20 protein-coding genes and 1 pseudogene are annotated in these 18329 nt (G+C 40.8%); 8 read left to right on the top strand and 13 right to left on the bottom strand.

Going from position 1 to position 18329, the window contains the following annotated elements; genetic code table 11:
- Window positions 1-346 precede the first annotated feature (346 nt).
- Entirely contained in the window at window positions 347-1882 is a 1536-nt protein-coding gene (gene mobQ, locus OGY13_RS05740) for a MobQ family relaxase (RefSeq protein ID WP_000964086.1), read from the top strand.
- A gap of 93 nt (window positions 1883-1975) precedes the next feature.
- Window positions 1976-2191, top strand: a complete 216-nt coding sequence (locus OGY13_RS05745) for a hypothetical protein (RefSeq protein WP_000132147.1) — start codon at window positions 1976-1978, stop codon at window positions 2189-2191.
- 175 nt (window positions 2192-2366) lie between these two features.
- Here the strand turns inward: OGY13_RS05745 and OGY13_RS05750 are convergent.
- Window positions 2367-2606 (bottom strand): annotated as a pseudogene (locus OGY13_RS05750) (hypothetical protein); the annotation flags it as partial.
- Between the two features lie 361 nt (window positions 2607-2967).
- On the opposite strand from OGY13_RS05750, the gene OGY13_RS05755 reads away from it, so the two are divergent.
- Together OGY13_RS05755 and OGY13_RS05760 are read left to right on the top strand one after the other, a co-directional pair.
- Window positions 2968-4233 carry a tetratricopeptide repeat protein gene (locus tag OGY13_RS05755; RefSeq protein ID WP_000749528.1) on the top strand — a complete coding sequence of 422 codons (1266 nt, stop codon included), beginning with the start codon at window positions 2968-2970 and terminating at the stop codon, window positions 4231-4233.
- Window position 4234: 1 nt separating this feature from the next.
- The gene (locus OGY13_RS05760) at window positions 4235-4654 is read left to right on the top strand and encodes a TIR domain-containing protein (RefSeq protein ID WP_000208713.1); all 420 of its coding nucleotides are present in this window, start codon (window positions 4235-4237) and stop codon (window positions 4652-4654) included.
- 44 nt (window positions 4655-4698) lie between these two features.
- Here the strand turns inward: OGY13_RS05760 and OGY13_RS05765 are convergent, their stop codons facing one another.
- From OGY13_RS05765 to OGY13_RS05780, 4 genes are all read right to left on the bottom strand, one after another.
- Window positions 4699-4974, bottom strand: coding sequence for a membrane protein (locus OGY13_RS05765; protein ID WP_000430100.1), 276 nt, complete (start codon window positions 4972-4974; stop codon window positions 4699-4701).
- 10 nt (window positions 4975-4984) lie between these two features.
- Window positions 4985-5536, bottom strand: coding sequence for an SEN1982 family lipoprotein (locus tag OGY13_RS05770; RefSeq protein WP_001224785.1), 552 nt, complete (start codon window positions 5534-5536; stop codon window positions 4985-4987).
- A 15-nt stretch (window positions 5537-5551) separates the two neighbouring features.
- Window positions 5552-6118 (bottom strand): hypothetical protein, encoded by a 567-nt coding sequence (locus tag OGY13_RS05775; RefSeq protein ID WP_001386505.1) that lies wholly within the window; start codon window positions 6116-6118, stop codon window positions 5552-5554.
- Between the two features lie 646 nt (window positions 6119-6764).
- Window positions 6765-6956, bottom strand: a complete 192-nt coding sequence (locus OGY13_RS05780; protein WP_001059601.1) for a hypothetical protein — start codon at window positions 6954-6956, stop codon at window positions 6765-6767.
- Window positions 6957-7837: 881 nt separating this feature from the next.
- Here OGY13_RS05780 and OGY13_RS05785 point away from each other — a divergent pair.
- The 3 genes from OGY13_RS05785 to OGY13_RS05795 all read left to right on the top strand — a co-directional run bounded on the left by OGY13_RS05785 (window position 7838) and on the right by OGY13_RS05795 (window position 9666).
- Window positions 7838-8539 carry a hypothetical protein gene (locus OGY13_RS05785; protein WP_000020958.1) on the top strand — a complete coding sequence of 234 codons (702 nt, stop codon included), beginning with the start codon at window positions 7838-7840 and terminating at the stop codon, window positions 8537-8539.
- A 101-nt stretch (window positions 8540-8640) separates the two neighbouring features.
- Window positions 8641-9108: a DUF4756 family protein gene (locus OGY13_RS05790; RefSeq protein WP_001233363.1), complete on the top strand. Its 468-nt coding sequence runs from the start codon at window positions 8641-8643 to the stop codon at window positions 9106-9108.
- Window positions 9109-9261: 153 nt separating this feature from the next.
- On the top strand, window positions 9262-9666 hold the full coding sequence (locus tag OGY13_RS05795; RefSeq protein ID WP_001287394.1) for an H-NS family histone-like protein: 405 nt from the start codon (window positions 9262-9264) through the stop codon (window positions 9664-9666).
- 915 nt (window positions 9667-10581) lie between these two features.
- Here OGY13_RS05795 and OGY13_RS05800 read toward each other — a convergent pair.
- The 7 genes from OGY13_RS05800 to OGY13_RS05830 all read right to left on the bottom strand — a co-directional run bounded on the left by OGY13_RS05800 (window position 10582) and on the right by OGY13_RS05830 (window position 13734).
- Window positions 10582-10962: a hypothetical protein gene (locus tag OGY13_RS05800; RefSeq protein WP_000711006.1), complete on the bottom strand. Its 381-nt coding sequence runs from the start codon at window positions 10960-10962 to the stop codon at window positions 10582-10584.
- Between the two features lie 49 nt (window positions 10963-11011).
- The gene (locus OGY13_RS05805; protein ID WP_000037622.1) at window positions 11012-11302 is read right to left on the bottom strand and encodes a hypothetical protein; all 291 of its coding nucleotides are present in this window, start codon (window positions 11300-11302) and stop codon (window positions 11012-11014) included.
- 94 nt (window positions 11303-11396) lie between these two features.
- On the bottom strand, window positions 11397-11684 hold the full coding sequence (locus OGY13_RS05810; protein WP_001291073.1) for a hypothetical protein: 288 nt from the start codon (window positions 11682-11684) through the stop codon (window positions 11397-11399).
- Between the two features lie 16 nt (window positions 11685-11700).
- Window positions 11701-12087, bottom strand: coding sequence for a hypothetical protein (locus OGY13_RS05815; protein WP_001545719.1), 387 nt, complete (start codon window positions 12085-12087; stop codon window positions 11701-11703).
- A gap of 14 nt (window positions 12088-12101) precedes the next feature.
- Entirely contained in the window at window positions 12102-12413 is a 312-nt protein-coding gene (locus OGY13_RS05820) for a hypothetical protein (protein WP_000837631.1), read from the bottom strand.
- Window positions 12410-12658 carry a helix-turn-helix transcriptional regulator gene (locus OGY13_RS05825; protein WP_000616796.1) on the bottom strand — a complete coding sequence of 83 codons (249 nt, stop codon included), beginning with the start codon at window positions 12656-12658 and terminating at the stop codon, window positions 12410-12412. Before OGY13_RS05825 ends, OGY13_RS05820 begins: the two co-directional genes overlap by 4 nt.
- 215 nt (window positions 12659-12873) lie before the next feature.
- A complete protein-coding gene (locus OGY13_RS05830; RefSeq protein WP_000158645.1) occupies window positions 12874-13734 on the bottom strand; it encodes a DUF6387 family protein in 861 nt (286 codons plus the stop codon).
- Window positions 13735-14488: 754 nt separating this feature from the next.
- Here OGY13_RS05830 and OGY13_RS05835 point away from each other — a divergent pair.
- Entirely contained in the window at window positions 14489-16150 is a 1662-nt protein-coding gene (locus OGY13_RS05835) for a fatty acid--CoA ligase (protein ID WP_213752410.1), read from the top strand.
- 198 nt (window positions 16151-16348) lie between these two features.
- Here OGY13_RS05835 and OGY13_RS05840 read toward each other — a convergent pair whose 3' ends face one another.
- Window positions 16349-18070: a SulP family inorganic anion transporter gene (locus tag OGY13_RS05840; RefSeq protein ID WP_213752411.1), complete on the bottom strand. Its 1722-nt coding sequence runs from the start codon at window positions 18068-18070 to the stop codon at window positions 16349-16351.
- Between the last annotated feature and the right edge of the window lie 259 nt (window positions 18071-18329).

Genomic DNA, 18329 nt, shown 5'->3' on the forward strand with positions numbered 1-18329 from the left:
TCAATATTATTACTCTACCTCAACCGTTTATCCGATTCTAGCCCAGTTAATTTCACAGACATTGAAACTAGCGTTATTATTTAAGAGTAAGAAAACTTTTTACATTGTCGTTATTTTTAGCTCCTTTAGGAGATATAAAAATAAAGCAATGCCCACCTATACACTGCTACGCAGTGTGTGGGGTCTACCGACGGTTGCCTGCCGCAGGCTAACACCGTTTCCTTCGGAAACAAGGTCAACGTCAACATCAAAGTTTTTCTTGCGAAAAACTAAAACCAGCATAGTCGCATTGGAGATTTATATTTTGGTTTGTTATTTAAAATTATATTGAGGTTCTTTTTATTGTATGGCTATTTTTCATCTTGATTTTAAAATTGTGAAACGAAGTGAGGGCAAATCTTCCGTTGCGAAAGCTGCTTATCATGCTCGTACAAGGATAACAGATGAAAGAACAGGCGATACGTATGATTATAGCCGCCGTACCGATTTATACGGACATTTCATATTAGCACCCGTTAATGCTCCTCAACATATTGTAAAAGACTCTACAGCATTGTGGAATGAAGTTGAAAGGGTCGAGCGCCAGCAAAATGGTCAAACAGCCCGTTATTTCGATGTTTCCATTCCTACCGAGTTAAACAATGACGACAAGAAAAAACTTGTCCTTGAGTATTGTCAGAAAAATTTCGTTGATAAAGGTATGATTGCCGATATCGCTTTCCATGATCTCGATAGCGACAACCCACATGCTCACGTTATGTTGACGTTAAAAACCATTGGCCCGGAAGGGTTTGGTAAAAAAGAAAGAAGCTGGAATGACAGAAAAATGTCTGTGTTGTGGCGTGAATCATGGGCATCTATGGCTAACAGCTACCTTGCTGCCGCTGGCTCGTCAGAACGTATTGACCATCGTTCTCTTCAGGCCCAGCATGAAGAGGCATTAGAAAAAGCGGCGGTAGCTTTAGATAATGAAGAAAAAGCGCTATGGCTTGCTAAAGCCGCTGAAACAAACCGTCCTCCAATGAAGCGTATCCACAGTGCCAAATGGCGTAGTAAAGCAGCTCAAGAGCAAAGAGCCGCAGAACAGGCTGTTCGTGATGCTACCAAGCAAGAAGCCGTTGAAGTCTACAAAACATTCAGCGAACTTGATCTTGAAATTGTCGTTGATATCAGAAGCTTTACGATAACACATCTTGCTGAACCAGAAGATATTGTATTAGCAAAAACGCGTTCCGATTCTTCTACCAAAGAAACGCAAAGACCTGTACTGGTAGTCCCGGCACCTAATACTCGTATGCGAGGTGTTAAATCCTATCGTGTTAAATCCTATCGTGATAAATCCAAAGTCAGTAAGGTTGTTGCTGGTAAGAAACCATCAGTCAGTATTTCTGATTCTGGAAAAAATACTATTCTGAAAACATCCTCCTCTCAAGCCCTAAACAGGGCATCCAGAAGCGCCCCTGAACGTGTTAAGAGAAAACAGGCTATTCCACGTCAGGATAATATTTTTAAACGCTTCACAACTCTTGTAATTGATTTTTTCAAGCAGAAGTTTGTATGGGCTAAAGCAAACAAATCCCAAAATGATCTTATCAGTGAAGAACATGATAAACGTATTGCTGAAAACTATGTCTTTGATGAGGTATTAGGCCGTCATGTTTCACGTAATGAATATGAACAACGTGCTAAATTCAATAATGATGAAAAACAAAAACAAACTGAGATCTGCGCCACGAAACCAGCGGCAGGTGAAATTTATCGTTTCCCAAGTCGTGTGAAAAAATCTGAACAACCCAGTAACACACCAGACTACATACCTACACTCTCATCTGGTAAGCGCAATGGGACAAAATTAAGACCGCCGGGGTTCCCCCCAAAATAAGATGGTTTTTACCGCACTGACCTCGTTCATTGAACTTGAAAAACAGATGCCCCCTGACATAATCCTTGTCTTATAAAATCAGAGGGTTTAAAAATGACAGACCGTTTCTTGATTACTCCACATAGCACCACACTTACTTACAGAATCGGGGAAGGAGAGGAAATCACTCAGGAAATCCCTCTTTATATCGTGTTCGATATTATTTCTCAGGAAATTGTTGGGATTTATGGTTCTTTAGAAGAAGCCCAGCTAAAAAAGGCCGAGCTTGAAGAAAAATTAAAGTCTACTTTAAGACCTCGCATGAGATAATTGGCATCTCTTTATATCTATTTTTATGCTCCTGAATTTCAGGGGCATCAAAAATAATTACTGCATCATTCCCTTCAGGTGATACATACCAGCAGCCATTTTCTTTTTTATTATATGGATGTCTTTTATCTATTTTTGATATAAAACCTTTTCTTGTGTTAACGCCTTCAGGCCATTCATTGATTTCTTCAATCATAAATGAAGTTTCATCTATGTGTGTATGCCTGAAAAGTTGAAATTCTTTTATCTCTACAGAAAAAGGCATTTTTATATATGACTGATAAACATTACCATCTTCACATAATAAAAAGCATTCGATGCCGGACCAAGGAATCTTGTGAACCCACTTATCAAGGACTGGATTGCCACTCACATGTTCAGGCCAGTCATTACTCAATTTAATTAATACTTTCATATTTTCTCCTTTTATCATTAATTAACAAAATAAGACTCAATGTCAAATAAATGCAAAGTTACAAACAATGGCGTTAGGACAAATGCATAACATTCGTCTTATGTAACTCACCTAAACGAGAAATCATGCAAAATATTATCTTTAACCAAACCATCATATTTGGTAGGCTGACTATGACTCTGGCCGTTCCTGATTAGATTTGGTTAAATCAAGTAAACGAATTAAAACACCAAATTATTGTCAATGAACACGCTAAACTGCCAAAAAATGATACACTCCAATGATCCATATAAAAAACATTGTGAAATAACTTACTATATGATAAATTTATCGCTTTAACGTTTAATGACACGGATATTAAATGAAAAAGTCCCCTTCCTCAGCCAAAAAGAAATTATGCTTCGTCATTATGGGATTTGGAAAAAAAACAGATTACAAATCAGGTAAAACCTTAAATTTAGACGCAACTTATTATGAAATTATTAAGCCAGCTGCAGAAGAGTGTGGTATAGAGTGCATAAGAGCCGATGAGGTTTGTCATTCTGGTTCTATTGACAGGGAGATGTACAGGAAATTGCTTCTTGCAGATGTTGTAATTGCCGACATATCTACCAACAATGCAAATGCACTCTATGAACTTGGCGTACGACATGCCCTCAAGAAGGGAACAACCATTATAATGTCTGAAAAAAGTGGGGTTCTTCATTTCGATCTCAATCATACCGCAACCCTAATATATGAACATTTAGGCGATGATATTGGTTGTTCTGAGGCAAGAAAGAAAAGGTCAGAGCTACAAAAATTGATATCTACTGCTTTACAAGAAAGCAAAACGGACAGCCCAATTTATACATTTCTACCTGATTTAAAAACACCAACATTCAGTGAAAAAGAAATAGAAGAAATTGTTGAAGAATCGAATGAATCAGAAAAAGAGTGGGTTGATGTTTTCAATAATGCAGAAAAACTTTTAAAGGAAGGTAATTTCACTGAGGCAAAAAAATATTATAGTCAGGCTATCGAATTAAGACCAAATGATGATTACCTCTTGCAACGACTGACCCTTTGTACTTATAAGGACGTATCGGATAATATCAGCCCCGTTATGGCTTGCTTCGATGCTATGTCCATTCTTTCTGCTCTTTCTCCTGATACCAGTAACGATCCTGAAACTACTGGTTTAGCTGGAGCTATTAGCAAAAATATTTGGCGAGAAATCAAAGATATTTCTTTTTTAGATAAAGCCATTCTTTTATATGAACGTGGTTATACGATTAAAAAAGATTATTATAATGGTGAGAACCTTGCGATTTGCCATCATGAAAAGATGGAATACCTCAAAAACTTAAATGCAACATCTGCTAATTTAAACAAGGAAATTGCATACCACGAAGTAAGTGCTGAAATGATTTTCAACTCAGTGCTTGGTATAACAGAGGAAATAATTAACTCCAATTATTTTGATGAGCGAAGTGACCAAAAATGGGTCTTCGCATCAGCATGTCAAGCCGCCAACTATATTGGAGATTCAGATAAATCCTCAACCTACTTTGATAGATTTAAAGCATTCTGTGACAATTCATGGGATATTGAAACCTTCTGTAAAAACAAATTAAGGAAACAATAATATGACAACGAAAAACTACACCGCATTTGTTAGTCACTCATGGGATTATGATAAGCAATTGAAAAATTTGAAAAGTCTCATTGAAAAAAATAGTACAATTACTATCGATTACTCTGAAGTTACTGTAGATAATCGCATTAATTCAGAGCAAAGAGATTATATCCGAGGCGTCCTGAAGAAAAGAATTATTTCTTCCGATGTTTTTCTGGTTATGGCTGGAATGTATACGTCATACAGTGATTGGATGAAGTGGGAAATTGAAACAGCTAAAAAGAATAACATTCCTGTAATCGCTGTGAAACCTAGGGGGGCAGAACGCATCCCTGTAATAATTCAAGAGAATGCTGATGTTATTGTAGGCTGGAACTCAAATTCAATTGTAAATAATATTATCTCCGCAATTGAAAATAGTTCAGTTTAACTTATTATAGTTTGGGGCCTTTGGCCCCAAACCAACTACTGTCACTACATCCTTCGCCTAAACACAACATTATCAGAGAAAATTGCCTTACCTGCGACAAACCCTACAGCCGCAATTATTGGTAGGCTGATAGTAGCTCCCGCCATGCCTGTAGACATTCCGATCAGAATAGACAGGCCGAAGGTCAATACTATAACAATGAAAGCATACCAGCCGGGGAAGGTTCCATACAGAACCGTCGCCATGCAGCCAGTACAAACATGCACACCGCGCTGGCTCTCTTTCAGGCAAAACGGACACTGGATTGTATTGTTTTCCATGATAGACCCCTTAGATCGCTTTCCAGCCATTGCTGGTTTTAACAAGATTAATCATGCTCTCTTCAGGTTCATTCATACCCTTGACGCTGGAGAACGCTTTTTTGTCCACCCATGCAGGAACATCCGCCAACGTCCATGTATAAGACACGCGAACAATTTTCTGATTACCGTTTCCCGGTTCAGTCCATTCCTTTATCTCAGCAACCGCACGATGACCAACACAGGCACCATCTTTACGATCCCAAAACTCAACCGCTTGGCCTTTGTCTGTTACTTCCAGAACATCGACACTACTGAAACCATTAGCTTGTTGAGAAACATCAAGCAGCCCCTGATTAGCCAGACCTTTCAATATTTCATCACTGGCACTATACCCCGCTGAACGGTAGCCACGGTTAACCTTAATCGGAAAACCTTTATTAAATACAATGTCGTTGTCCTGCAGGGAGTAGCACAGCTTTGATTGTGATATTTTTGCGTTGATCGCTTTCTCAAAATCCCCTTTTTCACCGCATCCCGATACAAGAGCAGCAAGACCCGCCACGAGTAAAAATTTACGCATAGTGTTATCCCAGAGTTAATGGTTGATTGTGCCGTTTCTCAGAACAACAAGACGAACTGGCATATCGGCGTTGTTGACGGTAGCGAACCCACGGACTTCGAAATTGTTTATCGTTCCGGTAACGCTGACTTTCTGGCCTTTCTTGTAAGTAAGAACGGCATCATCAATACCAGAGTAGTAATCCAGCCAGACCATCCCGCCGCAGTAGCTGGTATCGGTTGTTTTAAAGAGCAGATAATAGTTAGGGGCTGATTTAGGCATCCCCGTCATCATATCGCTGGCACTTCTGCCTTTCGTAACTTCAAGAACAGTCGCATTTGCGATTGAGATCCGTTTTCCCGTCCATTTTTTCTCTGCTGCCATTGCGTTTTCTTCATAGTCTTTGCAGACAGCACCAAGGCCAGATACAGACGATACCGGGCCAAGGCTTTGAGTGGTGGCAGTTCCCCCCAGCGCTTTACCTACTGAAGACAACGAAGAACTGATTGCTCCATTAACTGTATTCACGCCATCGTTGAGCTGCTGGCAACCTGTTAGTGCGGCAGCAGACAGTACCAGTGGCATCACTATCCGTAATTTCATATCTATCCCCAATGTGTGGAAACTTTATGTCAAAGACAGCCCTACCCATAGGTTGGTCTCTCTGGGCTGAAAAAAAGCATTAATCAATTGATAGGATTCAATTTATTTTTCTGTTCGTCATATCGTTTGTATCGATCGAATTCAAATCATTTGATAGCTTTAAACTATCATAAATACGCAATCGATCGATACAAACAATTAAAGCACCGATCAATTGACACCCATTCAATAGCTTAAACCTATCAAAAGCAATTTATTGATCTTTTATATCGATCGATAAGTGGTGTAATGTGCACGAAGAGCCATGTCAGTAGCTGTTTGCACATTGATGGAGATAGAAAGGTATAGGTCAGAACAGGTAATACCCTGTCGACCATTACGCAGACAGGGATTGTTAGATCTCAGGTAACGTAGCTATCTTCCGATATGGTGTTGCAAAAACCTGTATGCAACGCATGTTTTAATATGCTGTTTCATATGGAATGGTTGCTACCATTCAGATTTTTCAATCATCTTCCAAAGCACTCACACCGCTTGCCGGGAAATTGGTTTTCATATTATTTGATATCTTCGGAACTAAGGACTCTATTGTTTCTTCGCTAACTTGGCTCAGTTCAGAAATCAATCTTCTATATGTATTAATCATTCATTCCTGATCACACTCATGTGCTGATTCTGATAAGAAGAAATAGTCATAATCTTTGACATGAATATTATCACCATTTTGCAAAGTGAGTTTTATTACTTGTTCATTCTCTTCAACATCTTTAACAATACAAGTCATAAATGGTATTTTTTTATTTGTATGAAAGAGCGTAATAATCTTAATGTTGTTCATTCTTTATTTTCCTTCTTTTTTATTATTTAATACCATATCGAATCGGTAAAAATCAAATTTAACTCATTTAATAAACGTTTTACCTGTTTTTTCTTATTCTTTTGAAAAGATATATCTCTTATGAGCTAAAGCTCATGTGCTGACGCACGGCTACGCCCTAACTCTGTAAAATATATTTAACGATTTAACAATGGTCCTTGCTATGTTTTAGGGTAAAGCCAAAAGGATCAACATCTATTCTTTTATTCATGATTAAATATTTTCGATCCTATATTTCATAACAGCATTAGCACTAAAAGATATAGTATTTGCTCTTAAACGCATAGGAAAACTATATTCATAGAAGCAGCACTTAGTGATTGCTCAAGACAATCACACTGCTGAAACAGGGTTCATCCCTGTTAATGATGGATTTATCCATAAAGAATTGCGGCGTAGCCGCTATAACGTAGAGGAAAAACAATTGTATATTTACTAAAAAATCAGCAGCGCTTCGTGATTGTATAAAACAATCACTTGCTGTCCATAACATCAAGTAAAAACAAAGTAGAAAAATAGACGGTGCCATTTAACCGGCACACTCCCCGTTAAGGTTATTAAACATATTATAGTATTAAGGAGGTGCAAGCCATTATATTTAAAAGAGATTTCACGGAAAAAGTTTCCTGTACGGAAATTTAAGTTTCTTCTGTGGAAACCGAAGTTTCCTGTACGGAAACCAAAATTTCTTCTGTGGAAACTTTTTTATAGTTAAAACACCCGGAAAGAAGTGAACACTATTTCGCAAAAGTGTATTATTTTTCCTTTTTTCATATTTATTTTTGACAAAAGTATATCCTGCATTATATAGAATAAACATAATAACAATAAAAGGATAACCGATGAGCATTGATTACAATACAATAATGACCTCCAGCAGTGAAGAAGTGGAAGAATATATAAACAGAAATCATTTTACAGACAAGCAGAAACTGGAGATTTACAGTTTTTACAACAGAAACAGAAAAGATAAAATAACCGTAAATGTAAAAAAAGAGCGAAGTTCTGATATACAACCGGGAATAGCCTATGTTCATGCTTTCCTTGATAATCTGGAAAAACTAGGAAAAAATATGTCTGGTGCAGAATACACAATAATGATCCGCTTATGTAAACTCATGCAGCATGGAAACCTGATTGCCAGTATATCTCAGTCGGCACTCGCAGAAGAGCTTAATATGAGCAAATCTAACGTGTGTAAATGCTGGAACAAGCTAATAAATAAAGGCATTCTGGTCAAAGAAGGGAAGCATACCATGATAAACGCAAATCTCTTCCTAAAAGGCCAGTACAGAACATTAAATGCCACAAGGAAAGAATATGTTAAGAAGTCGCTGAGAACGACCAGTGAAGGCATAGAAGACGTATTCGTCACCGTTTATAAAGATACGGTACTTACAAACAGCGCAGAAAAACCCATCGATAAAGGAGATGATAAACCTTTACTTTCTACTCCCGACGAAGATATTGACTGGGACTCTGTTTCAGAAGATGACATTTTTGTTGATTATCCTGAAGATGTTGATCAAGAAGAAAGAATATAGTTTTCATCTGAATATTATCATTCTTATTTCCCGGTTATATTTGACACTTACACTATATCTCGTAATATAAATATATCCACTATTTTATTTACGAGGTATATATGAGGAAAGTAAAGTTAAATAACGACGATTTAATTCAGTATCTGAACACCATTAATACATTAAAACAATATCCAACGATGTCTGAATACAAAGAGGAATATCGCAGGCTAAGAACCGATGGTTCACCGTTGAGTGAAGCCAAGAAATTTAAATCGGCGCATACCGAACTTCTGAGATTAGACAGGAAGAGAAAATCACTACTCGAAAAATTTATTGAAGAACTCAACCCTGTCAGTCACGCATCAGCCCTTGCATCCAAGAGCCTTGAGAAGGTTCAGGAATCCATACTCTACAGAAAAACTTTATTGGGAAAAACACCTGATGAACTCTTCGCTCTCGTCATAAAACAGCGTACAGAAGCTGCTCTTGAGTTCCAACGTTCTGTTGAACAGAGTCTTGAGCAACTTTCTAACATATCGTCAGAGTTCGAACGATCAAGTCAACTACGACGAAAAATGGCCCTATAAATCAGTCCTCCGCTTTTCGTTTGAAATGGTTCTAATAGATTGCTCTAATGCTAATATTTACTATATTATTAATATGTTGGTGTGTTTTAAATCGATCATCAGACAATACTGGACACCCTTCGATCCCCCATTTCAAACACAGGATGGCATAGTATGAGTGAAGCATTAAAGGTACTGAACAATATTCGTATACTTCGCGCACAGGCTCGTGAAACTGATCTGGAAACGCTGGAAGAGATGCTGGAAAAACTCTCTGTTATCGTGGATGAGCGCCGTGAGGAAGAACATGCAGTACTTAAGGAACAAGAACAACGTCAGGCTAAGCTTGAAGCCTTCCGCCGGAAACTGTTAGAAGATGGTATCGATCCTGCGGAGCTACTTTCAGCGGTAGGTTCCACTAAGCCTAAAACCAAATCGACACGCACTCCACGCCCTGCTAAATATAAATATACAGATGATAACGGTAATGAGCAGACTTGGACTGGTCAGGGCCGTACTCCGAAAGCAATAGTGGCTGCTATTGAGGCAGGTAAAACACTGGAAGATTTCCAGATTTAATCTCATTACATTTTTTATTAAAAGCCGCCAATGTAATATTGTCGGCTATGCTTTTCACTTTAATTCTTACGATACGAATATGAGAAAGATATGACTGACCTATTCGATATAATCTATTCAGATCACCCAAAACCTGCAATTTTTTCTGTTTTTCATAGTAGTAAATTTAATCCTATGGGGTTGGAACAAAAAGCACCCAAACAGAAAAGGTGAAAATGATGCTCTCAAAAAACCACTAGTTTTCTTTCTTATTGTTGCTGGAGTCATTTACTTTATTCTGGTTGGTATTTCTGTAGTAGATTATTCCAAGAGTAAAAACCCAGTCAGTGATGTTCAGTATAACACTATTAAATAATAGTCTACCTCCCTCAAGGGAGGTTTTAAGCATAAAAGTAGATGTTCCATACAATGACAAATATGACACTAATGCATGTAATAACGTTAAAATGTTCATCAAAGTATCGATATAATTTATTATCTTTGAGTGATGACAAGAATCTTACTGTTCTTTTTTTCATTGAAACCTCCTTTCTTATATAGTTACTAATTGAAAACCTCTCATAAGCGCCCTTCAGTCTTCTACTAAAAAGAGTAAGTCTTTTTTATATGAACCTCATTTATTTTTTATCAGACTTTATTATTTACATATAACATTGTTCATTAATATGTCAATTAAGTTAAAAATCGATAATAGCTTTCAAAAATTTCGATGCAAGTGGTTTTTAATATTAAAAAATTTATCAACTGGCTATTAACTTTTAAGTGTGTTCCGAAAATTCACTTGCTTATTCGCTAATAGGTCACTTCATCAGAAACTAGTTTCACCTCACATAGTCAGAGTACGTATTACCGGAATCCATCCCGGCAACACATTTTAGATATACTCATGTATCCCTCTGAATAACATTAATGATATTATCTATTTATGTCCATATCCCAGTCCAACACACTATAGTCATCAAAAGATCGTCCTGACTCTATATTTCTTGTCAACATATCCTTGATATATAAATCATGAAAAAACATCACCCTCTTTAATAGCTCTGTTATATTTATATATTCATATTTTTCCTTTCCTGTACCAAAAGCAGCCTTGTAATACTCAAACTCAGTTAATACTTCCTTCATGTGGATTCGTAGTGCAAACTCAACAACATCTTCATCATTAACATAAATCATTGCATCATCTTTGTTTACGCTTGCCATGCTGTATATCCTGTCCACATACAACATTAGCGTTGCTGAAATGGCGAATATCATTGTTTCATCTTTTTTACTCAGATTATCTTTCTTCATCTATATCCTCTTTTTTGATTTTTAGTATTCAATAAAAAAACAGTTAGTATTAACAAAACACCCAAGCATTACGCACAAGCCGTTCTGCAACCTCTTCAAAGTTGACCTCTGTAAGGTTTCCTTGATTTCCTTCTTGTGTAGTAAACTTCTCAAAGTTATGACAAATATGATTAATAGTGAGTCGTATAAATGCGCTCATAAAATCAGCGTCATCAACAAGGTGCGAAATGCTGTCACTACACATATTTTGCATTGTTTTCCAGCTTGCTTCGAAAGAACGCTTTGCCAGATCATAGAACAGCTCAGTAGATGTATTTTTAATTTCAATCTTTTTAGACATAATGATTCCTCATTTTAAAATGATATTTATTGATTTATTATTTCCAGCCCCATACGTGGGGCTAAACAGGACTATATTTTTGAAACTTATATGCTCATCTTCTTTTATGATTAACACGCAGTGTTATCAATACCACCTCCTTATCAACCATTTTTACTGAATGCCCTTGCTCATAATACTCAGCTCTGGCTGCTTTTTTAAAAGTAGCACTTGCATTTTTAATGCACTCTTTATAAATACCTTCCATGAAGGCATCATCTACCATTAACATCTCTGCTTCATTAGGCCGTGTTTCCTTCAGCGTATTTATTCTCATTTCATAAAATAACTCAGCAAGGTGCAGGAATACTTTTCTTGATTCTTTTATCAGTTTTTCACTCATCTCATTACCTCTTATATCACATCACAGACTGTTTATTTGCGCTGATTTCTACTTTTTTGTAATAACGAACATAACCATCACCATTAAAGCATTTAATCAAAAACTCATGATAGCTACTTAGTATTGTTTTAACCTCTGGGACTGATATGTATTTAATCTTTATCTCTTCAGAACTTTCAAGCCATTCATGTAGCTTGAGATTAATAATATCCATTATGAATATCTCCCTGTAAAACCCATCCATCAATTTCTTCAGAAATACATCTTCACTTAGATTAAAGTATAAGTAATGTATTAACTCGTTATAGGTATTTATAACATCAGTAGTAAAGTTTGCTGTCTCAGGATTACTCGCGGTTATTTTTACTGGTATTTCATTCCAGCCTAAACATTTTTCGTTCATATTCACCTCTCTCATTAATAGTTAGTACGATACGCAGAATAAATAACTCTCAGATTCCTTCTCACCTCATCCAAGAACAGATAATATTCTTCTCCTTTATTATCTTTCATTGATTCAGCAAACTCTTGTTTTGTTCGCTCAATCACTTTAGCAATCACTTCTTCAATATAACGTCTGTTTTTAAAATGGCGCTCATAATCATTCCCCATACAATCAATCATGACCTGAAGATGTTTTCTAAAGTTATTTATTGCCATTTCCATAAATACTTCTGTCTCATCATTCGTAACAGTCACCACACAAGGCAGTACGTTTTTACTTTTCATATATTCCCCTTTTGTTTAAAATGTTTGCATTCAGATACGCAGCGAGATTTCGCAATCATTTTTTCAATCCACTCATCAATCTCACTTTCAATAAAAGCAATAGACCTTTCACTTATCTTTACTTGCTTTGGAAATCTTCCAGCCTTTATAAGCTCATAAATCCATGTCCTGCCAAATCCAGTTTTTCTTATTACTTCCGGCAACCGGATAAGTTTCGGGTGTTTTTCTTTATTGGTTTGAATCATATTTACCTCCATTATTTTTCCCGTAATACCTATGTTTTTTTGTTTTATGGTGTGTTGTTCGATGAGATAATTGTATGGATTTTTCTTGTGATTTAGGAGGGACGTTCAGGGATAAGCTTTTTACGCAGATTTTTGGAGTGGGAAAAATAGGGTATGTTCAGCCTTAGTGAATATAGGCGATATTTACATTGCGCAAAACACCGCCTTTTGGAAGATCAGTCCTGATCGGATTGCTCATCCTTACCAAGTTCCGCTCTGATTAGATCCTGAATATTCCAGTGTCTTCTGTCGTCGTATCTATATGTAAAATCGACAAAAGAGCGATAGTGAGCAAGGTTTGTCAGATACTTAACTGCCAGAGGATGATCTGTTGACTTCACCTTATCTACATCACGGATACCGTCTTTAAACTCATCAGGGTATAAAAAGCTGGTCAGTTGTGGCATACCAATCCTGACCTCTTCATCCTGCGCCCAGTACAGCAGGTCCATGATGGGGATAATGTTGTAATCGAGTATTTTTTTAAGGTTGCTGACCCCAAAGCGAAAATCTCTCGCTGGAGGCTCAGGAGCCTGTAGCTGCTGTTTCCACTCAGGAACCATGACTTTCAGGTGATTGATGATTTCTTCGGGTGATGTTTCTGCCAGATTAATTTGAACCAGCATCAGCCCTTCGTTGTTTACCTCGGCTTCCTTCAGATAGTGCGAGACTTCCATATGAGGCAGGGGTTTTCCCTCCGGGTTTACGTATTTATCGAAAGCAGCAACATAACCCGCCACCTCCCATAGCCCTTGGTGTGTTACAGGCTTGATGGCATAGCTGGAAGATAGTCTTTTCTCTGGTCCACCGAAAACATCACCAAAGACGACTTTACCTTCAATCAACTCTTCGTAATATTTCTGATGCCTACTAAGGTTTTCGGGAGACAACTCAGCCCGGTTTTGTTCCATACGATACGCGACAATCCTGTTCTCTATCTCTTGGAAAAGCTGTTCCACTGTCAAATTTTGCAGGACGCTGTAATTTTCAATGTTGAACCACTCATTAACAGCGCTGGCGATCTCCGCTTTGGTCATGAGGTATCTATCCTTCTGGCTTTACTTATCGCTTTGATATGTTATGAGTAAACATATCCGATTTGGTGACGGTAATCTATTGAATAGAGCAGGGAAAAGCAGCGGAACAATCAGTCCAGACTTGAAGATTGTTCAGTGAGGTTTGGCAGGGCATGTTGTCATAACCAATTGAATATAATTGACTTTATTTGCATTCACGCTTATAAATTGATGGTACATTTGTTGGTACAGTTAAGGTTATTATGGTTATTATACCTTTATTTCATATAGTTAACACAAACTACGATTCCGAGTCCGGGCACCACTATTTAGAAGAACCCGCCTATGGCGGGTTTTTTGCTTTCAGGGCTCCGCGAGATTTCTTATCGTTCTGACCACAGCAACTCCTACCCCACCTCATCACGACACTTAAACCTTTCACTGGAACCACGATGGTACTGCAAAAAATATAGCGGTATCAGGCACACCTCTTTGTCTGGCGTGCTTATCCATAGGCCAGATTTGAGTAATTTATCTGAACAACCTTGGGCACAATACTGTTGCGGGAGCGCCAGGTCGCGCCGCACTTCATTGATAAGCTCGCTGAAGGTCACCCCCCTCTTCCAGATGGCGTTGTAGGGTACGCACATTCATCCCCAGGGGCTGGAGTTGGTGCGCCGCCTCGACATCTGAAGCAAACGCCAGGGAGTAAATACCAACCTTCATCTACAATTGCCATCATACCGAGCAAATAATGAGTCAACGAGGAACCTGGATGGTGAAAACAAGAGTCATACAGTCAGCGCAGGGAGCCCATGCCTATCCGCTGCTGATCAAGAGCTTGCTGCTGTCGGGTGGGCGTTCTCATCCCGAGCGAGAAATCGTCTACGCCGACAAGCTGCGTTACGACTATCGCACCCTCAAACAGCGCATCCATCGCCTGGCAAACATGCTGACAGCGGCCGGTGTCATGCCTGGAGACACCGTCGCCCTGCTAGATTGGGACAGCCATCGCGCCCTCGAGTGCTTCTTCGCGGTGCCTATGATTGGTGCCGTGCTACACACGGTGAACGTCCGCTTCTCGGCGGACCAAATCGCTTACACCATGAATCATGCCGAGGACAACCTGGTACTGGTGCACGACGACTTCTTGCCGGTTGTCGAGTCACTGGCAGAGACACTGACCACTGTCCGGGGATACATCCAGCTTAGCGACGAAGAATCGAAGGCAACCAGCCTGCCGGTGCTGGGGGAATATGAGACCCTTCTGGCCGCCGCGGGAAATCGCTTTGACTTCCCCGACTTCGATGAAAACTCGGTAGCGACCTTGTTCTACACCACTGGAACCACGGGCAATCCCAAGGGGGTCTACTTCAGCCATCGTCAGCTGGTCCTGCACACGCTCAATGAGCTGGGCCTCCTGGCAGCCCACGAGGGACAGTCGCTGCTACGATCGAACGATGTCTATATGCCGATCACTCCTATGTTTCACGTGCACGCCTGGGGCGCTCCCTATGTCGCAACAATGCTGGGTGTGAAGCAGGTCTACCCCGGTCGTTACGAACCCAACAAGCTGGTGCGGTTCTATCACGATGAGGGTGTAACCTTCTCGCACTGTGTGCCAACCATCTTGCAAATGATCCTCGAGTGCGACGAAGGCACACGGACCGATCTGTCAGGATGGAAGATGTTGCTGGGTGGCAGTTCACTGTCCCTTGGACTGGCGACACAGGCCCATCATAAGGGCATACGCATTCACGCTGGCTATGGTATGTCTGAAACCTGTCCCCTGCTCTGTATGACCCACTTAAGCGATGCCGAGCTGGCCCTTCCCATGGATGAGCAGCTACCCCTGCGGATTCGGACCGGCCTGCCTGTTCCGTTGGTGGATCTGCGTATCGTCGATGGCGAAGGTCGGGAGGTAGTGCACGACGGCGAAGCCCTGGGTGAAATAGTGGTGCGAGCCCCTTGGCTGACTCAGGGCTACCTGAAGGAACCCGAGAAAGGAGCTGAGCTATGGAATGGCAGTTGGCTGCATACCGGCGACATTGCCTCCATCGATCCCCATGGGATAGTGGAAATCAAGGATCGCATCAAAGACGTAATCAAGACGGGCGGTGAGTGGATAAGCACGCTGGAGCTGGAGAGCCTCATCAGCTCACACGCGGCGGTCAGGTCGGTAGCCGTCGTCGGGATACCTGATGAACAGTGGGGCGAACGCCCCCTGGCTCTGGTGGTTTGCAAGGAAGGAGAAGACCTGGAGCCGCAGGCCATAGCGGCACATCTGCAAGGATTCGTCGACCGCGGCCACATCACTAAATGGGCGATCCCACGACAGATAAGGATAGTCCCGGATATTCCCAAAACCAGCGTCGGTAAGATCAACAAGCGCCTGATTCGGGAGCTCGAAGCCAGCAATGGGAAGGAAAGCATTTAAGCGATTTGTCGCATTCATAGCGTAAGGTTAACAACAGTCACGCTGTCTCTATTTCAGGTAGCATGTCGGTATCAATACTCTGCCGGGGATCTCACCGTCCCCGCGCGGATGCTGATCGCCCTTTAGCAAAATGGGTGCCTGGGCATGTTCATCGCCCCCAGACCTTCCATCCAGCCTGATCACTTACCTAAATCTGCATTATTCAACAACGCCAGATTCACCCTCACTCATGCTTTCTTTGCTTTGAATGAACCGGAGCGCCAAATAAAGGTCTGGTGCCAGGATCATGTCGTCGTCTTTCATTGTCGGTCGACTCTCCTTAAACCAGCGTGTTAACTCCGTTTTTCGGCCCGCAATAATTAACTTAATCTGTCGACCTTTCAGGTCCCGTTTTAACTCATTAATGGTTGCCAGGACGCTGATATCTGAATAGGTAAAGCAAGAAACGGCGTCAATGACCACCCATTTAGGTTGTAGTACTGCACCATCGACTAAATTCAAAACGCGGCGCTTAAAATAGGCCACATTAAAATAGGTCAGCGGTGAGTTAAACCGGTACATCAACACGCCAGGGATCATTTTCACATCGGTTGTATTACCTAATGAGTGAATCATCCCATTTTCGTCAATTCCCAATAAGTGTTCAGTAGGACGGAAAACTGTGCGCAGGAACTGCAACAGACCCAACAATACCGCAAGGCCAATCCCCTGAATAACACCAATAATCAGAACACAGCCAAAGGTGAAGAACGCCAGGCGAAATGCGGGTTTATTTCTTCGCCTCAGGTTCCAGAGTCCGCGTAAATCAATTAATGACCACGATGCATAAATTAGAACAATGCCTAATGCAGATACCGGAATAAATTGTAATGGCTGCGTGAAAAATACCACGACGATTCCGATGATTAAGGCAGCAACAACGGAAACAAGCTGGCTTTTCCCTCCAGAGGAATCATTTACCGCAGTCCGGGAATCGGCTCCGCTAATCGCAAACCCCTGAGATAAGCCAGACATTAGATTCGCGACACCCAAAGCCCTGAACTCAGCATCAGCATTTATTTCGTATCCGTTTTTTGCGGCAAAACTGCGAGCGGTTAGCATCAGGCTAACAAAACTGACTAACGCCAGGTTCAGCGCAGGGATCAATAAATCACGCGCCAGACCAGGCTGAAACGATCCCCAGTGAACGACAGGCAAACCAGACTGAAAGCCCGATCCCCCAATAGTGGCAATCCCATACTGCTGCGCAGATGTAATCCATACCAGCGCCGTTGTTATCACAATAGCAATCAACGGTGCTGGCCATTGGCTACGAAACGTCTTGATAGCTATTAAAATCGCTAACGTTAGGATGGAGATCCCTAAGGTTAATAAATGAATTTCTGAGAGTCGGCCAGGCAGGGCAATGATCTTCTCAATCACTTGCTCTTCATCAAGCGTAATCCCCAATACCTTACCGAGTTGCCCGACAATAATCGTCACGGCAACCCCGTTAAGCAAGCCCGTTAGGATGGGGTGCGAAAGCAAGTCAGCAAGCGCGCCCAGGCGAAATTTACTGGCAAGCAGGCACCATCCCCCCATCATCACAGTCATGACAATTGTCAACTGCCAGTGAAGTTCTGGGTTTCCGGCAGAAAGAGGAACCACAACGGCCGCAATCACCGCGCAGGTCGTGGCATCAGGACCAACAATCAATTGGCGGGAAGAACCAAACAGCGCATAAGCTAGCATTGGCAAAACGCAGGAATATAACCCGACGATAGCCCCGACTCCCGCCAACTCAGCGTAAGCAATCGCAACCGGTAGTGCAACAGCAGCAACGGATAACCCGGCTTTAACATCATGTTTTAGCCAGCTTTTATCGTACGCTAATAAATTTTTTAGCCCCGGCATGTAGTTTAATACCATTTTTCCGAACACTTTATTCTCCGGATAGACCCTTACTTATAGATAAAGGTACACGTAACTATCGCAGGCGATCCTGATATTTTCGGGAGGTAATACAGAAAATTCAGATTGGGGGTTTACCGCATATACCGCAGGAAGGCTTGTGTTATGGAGGCTCAGGATATTGCTTTGCTCCCGATGGTACTGCGATGTGCCTGATGCGCTGCGCTTATCAGGCCTACAAAATACGTTCAGCCCGGCCCCTGTAGGCCGGATAAGGCGGTACGCCGCA

Origin of the sequence: Citrobacter sp. Cpo045, assembly GCF_030332875.1 — a bacterium.
GTDB classification, from domain to species: Bacteria; Pseudomonadota; Gammaproteobacteria; order Enterobacterales; family Enterobacteriaceae; genus Citrobacter; species Citrobacter portucalensis.

Bases quoted from the DNA above. Each gene is read 5' to 3' on its own strand.
- mobQ (WP_000964086.1), top strand. From the start codon at position 347: ATGGCTATTTTTCATCTTGATTTTAAAATTGTGAAACGAAGTGAGGGC.
- OGY13_RS05745 (WP_000132147.1), top strand. From the start codon at position 1,976: ATGACAGACCGTTTCTTGATTACTCCACATAGCACCACACTTACTTAC.
- OGY13_RS05755 (WP_000749528.1), top strand. From the start codon at position 2,968: ATGAAAAAGTCCCCTTCCTCAGCCAAAAAGAAATTATGCTTCGTCATT.
- OGY13_RS05760 (WP_000208713.1), top strand. From the start codon at position 4,235: ATGACAACGAAAAACTACACCGCATTTGTTAGTCACTCATGGGATTAT.
- OGY13_RS05765 (WP_000430100.1), bottom strand. From the start codon at position 4,974: ATGGAAAACAATACAATCCAGTGTCCGTTTTGCCTGAAAGAGAGCCAG.
- OGY13_RS05770 (WP_001224785.1), bottom strand. From the start codon at position 5,536: ATGCGTAAATTTTTACTCGTGGCGGGTCTTGCTGCTCTTGTATCGGGA.
- OGY13_RS05775 (WP_001386505.1), bottom strand. From the start codon at position 6,118: ATGAAATTACGGATAGTGATGCCACTGGTACTGTCTGCTGCCGCACTA.
- OGY13_RS05780 (WP_001059601.1), bottom strand. From the start codon at position 6,956: ATGAACAACATTAAGATTATTACGCTCTTTCATACAAATAAAAAAATA.
- OGY13_RS05785 (WP_000020958.1), top strand. From the start codon at position 7,838: ATGAGCATTGATTACAATACAATAATGACCTCCAGCAGTGAAGAAGTG.
- OGY13_RS05790 (WP_001233363.1), top strand. From the start codon at position 8,641: ATGAGGAAAGTAAAGTTAAATAACGACGATTTAATTCAGTATCTGAAC.
- OGY13_RS05795 (WP_001287394.1), top strand. From the start codon at position 9,262: ATGAGTGAAGCATTAAAGGTACTGAACAATATTCGTATACTTCGCGCA.
- OGY13_RS05800 (WP_000711006.1), bottom strand. From the start codon at position 10,962: ATGAAGAAAGATAATCTGAGTAAAAAAGATGAAACAATGATATTCGCC.
- OGY13_RS05805 (WP_000037622.1), bottom strand. From the start codon at position 11,302: ATGTCTAAAAAGATTGAAATTAAAAATACATCTACTGAGCTGTTCTAT.
- OGY13_RS05810 (WP_001291073.1), bottom strand. From the start codon at position 11,684: ATGAGTGAAAAACTGATAAAAGAATCAAGAAAAGTATTCCTGCACCTT.
- OGY13_RS05815 (WP_001545719.1), bottom strand. From the start codon at position 12,087: ATGAACGAAAAATGTTTAGGCTGGAATGAAATACCAGTAAAAATAACC.
- OGY13_RS05820 (WP_000837631.1), bottom strand. From the start codon at position 12,413: ATGAAAAGTAAAAACGTACTGCCTTGTGTGGTGACTGTTACGAATGAT.
- OGY13_RS05825 (WP_000616796.1), bottom strand. From the start codon at position 12,658: ATGATTCAAACCAATAAAGAAAAACACCCGAAACTTATCCGGTTGCCG.
- OGY13_RS05830 (WP_000158645.1), bottom strand. From the start codon at position 13,734: ATGACCAAAGCGGAGATCGCCAGCGCTGTTAATGAGTGGTTCAACATT.
- OGY13_RS05835 (WP_213752410.1), top strand. From the start codon at position 14,489: ATGGTGAAAACAAGAGTCATACAGTCAGCGCAGGGAGCCCATGCCTAT.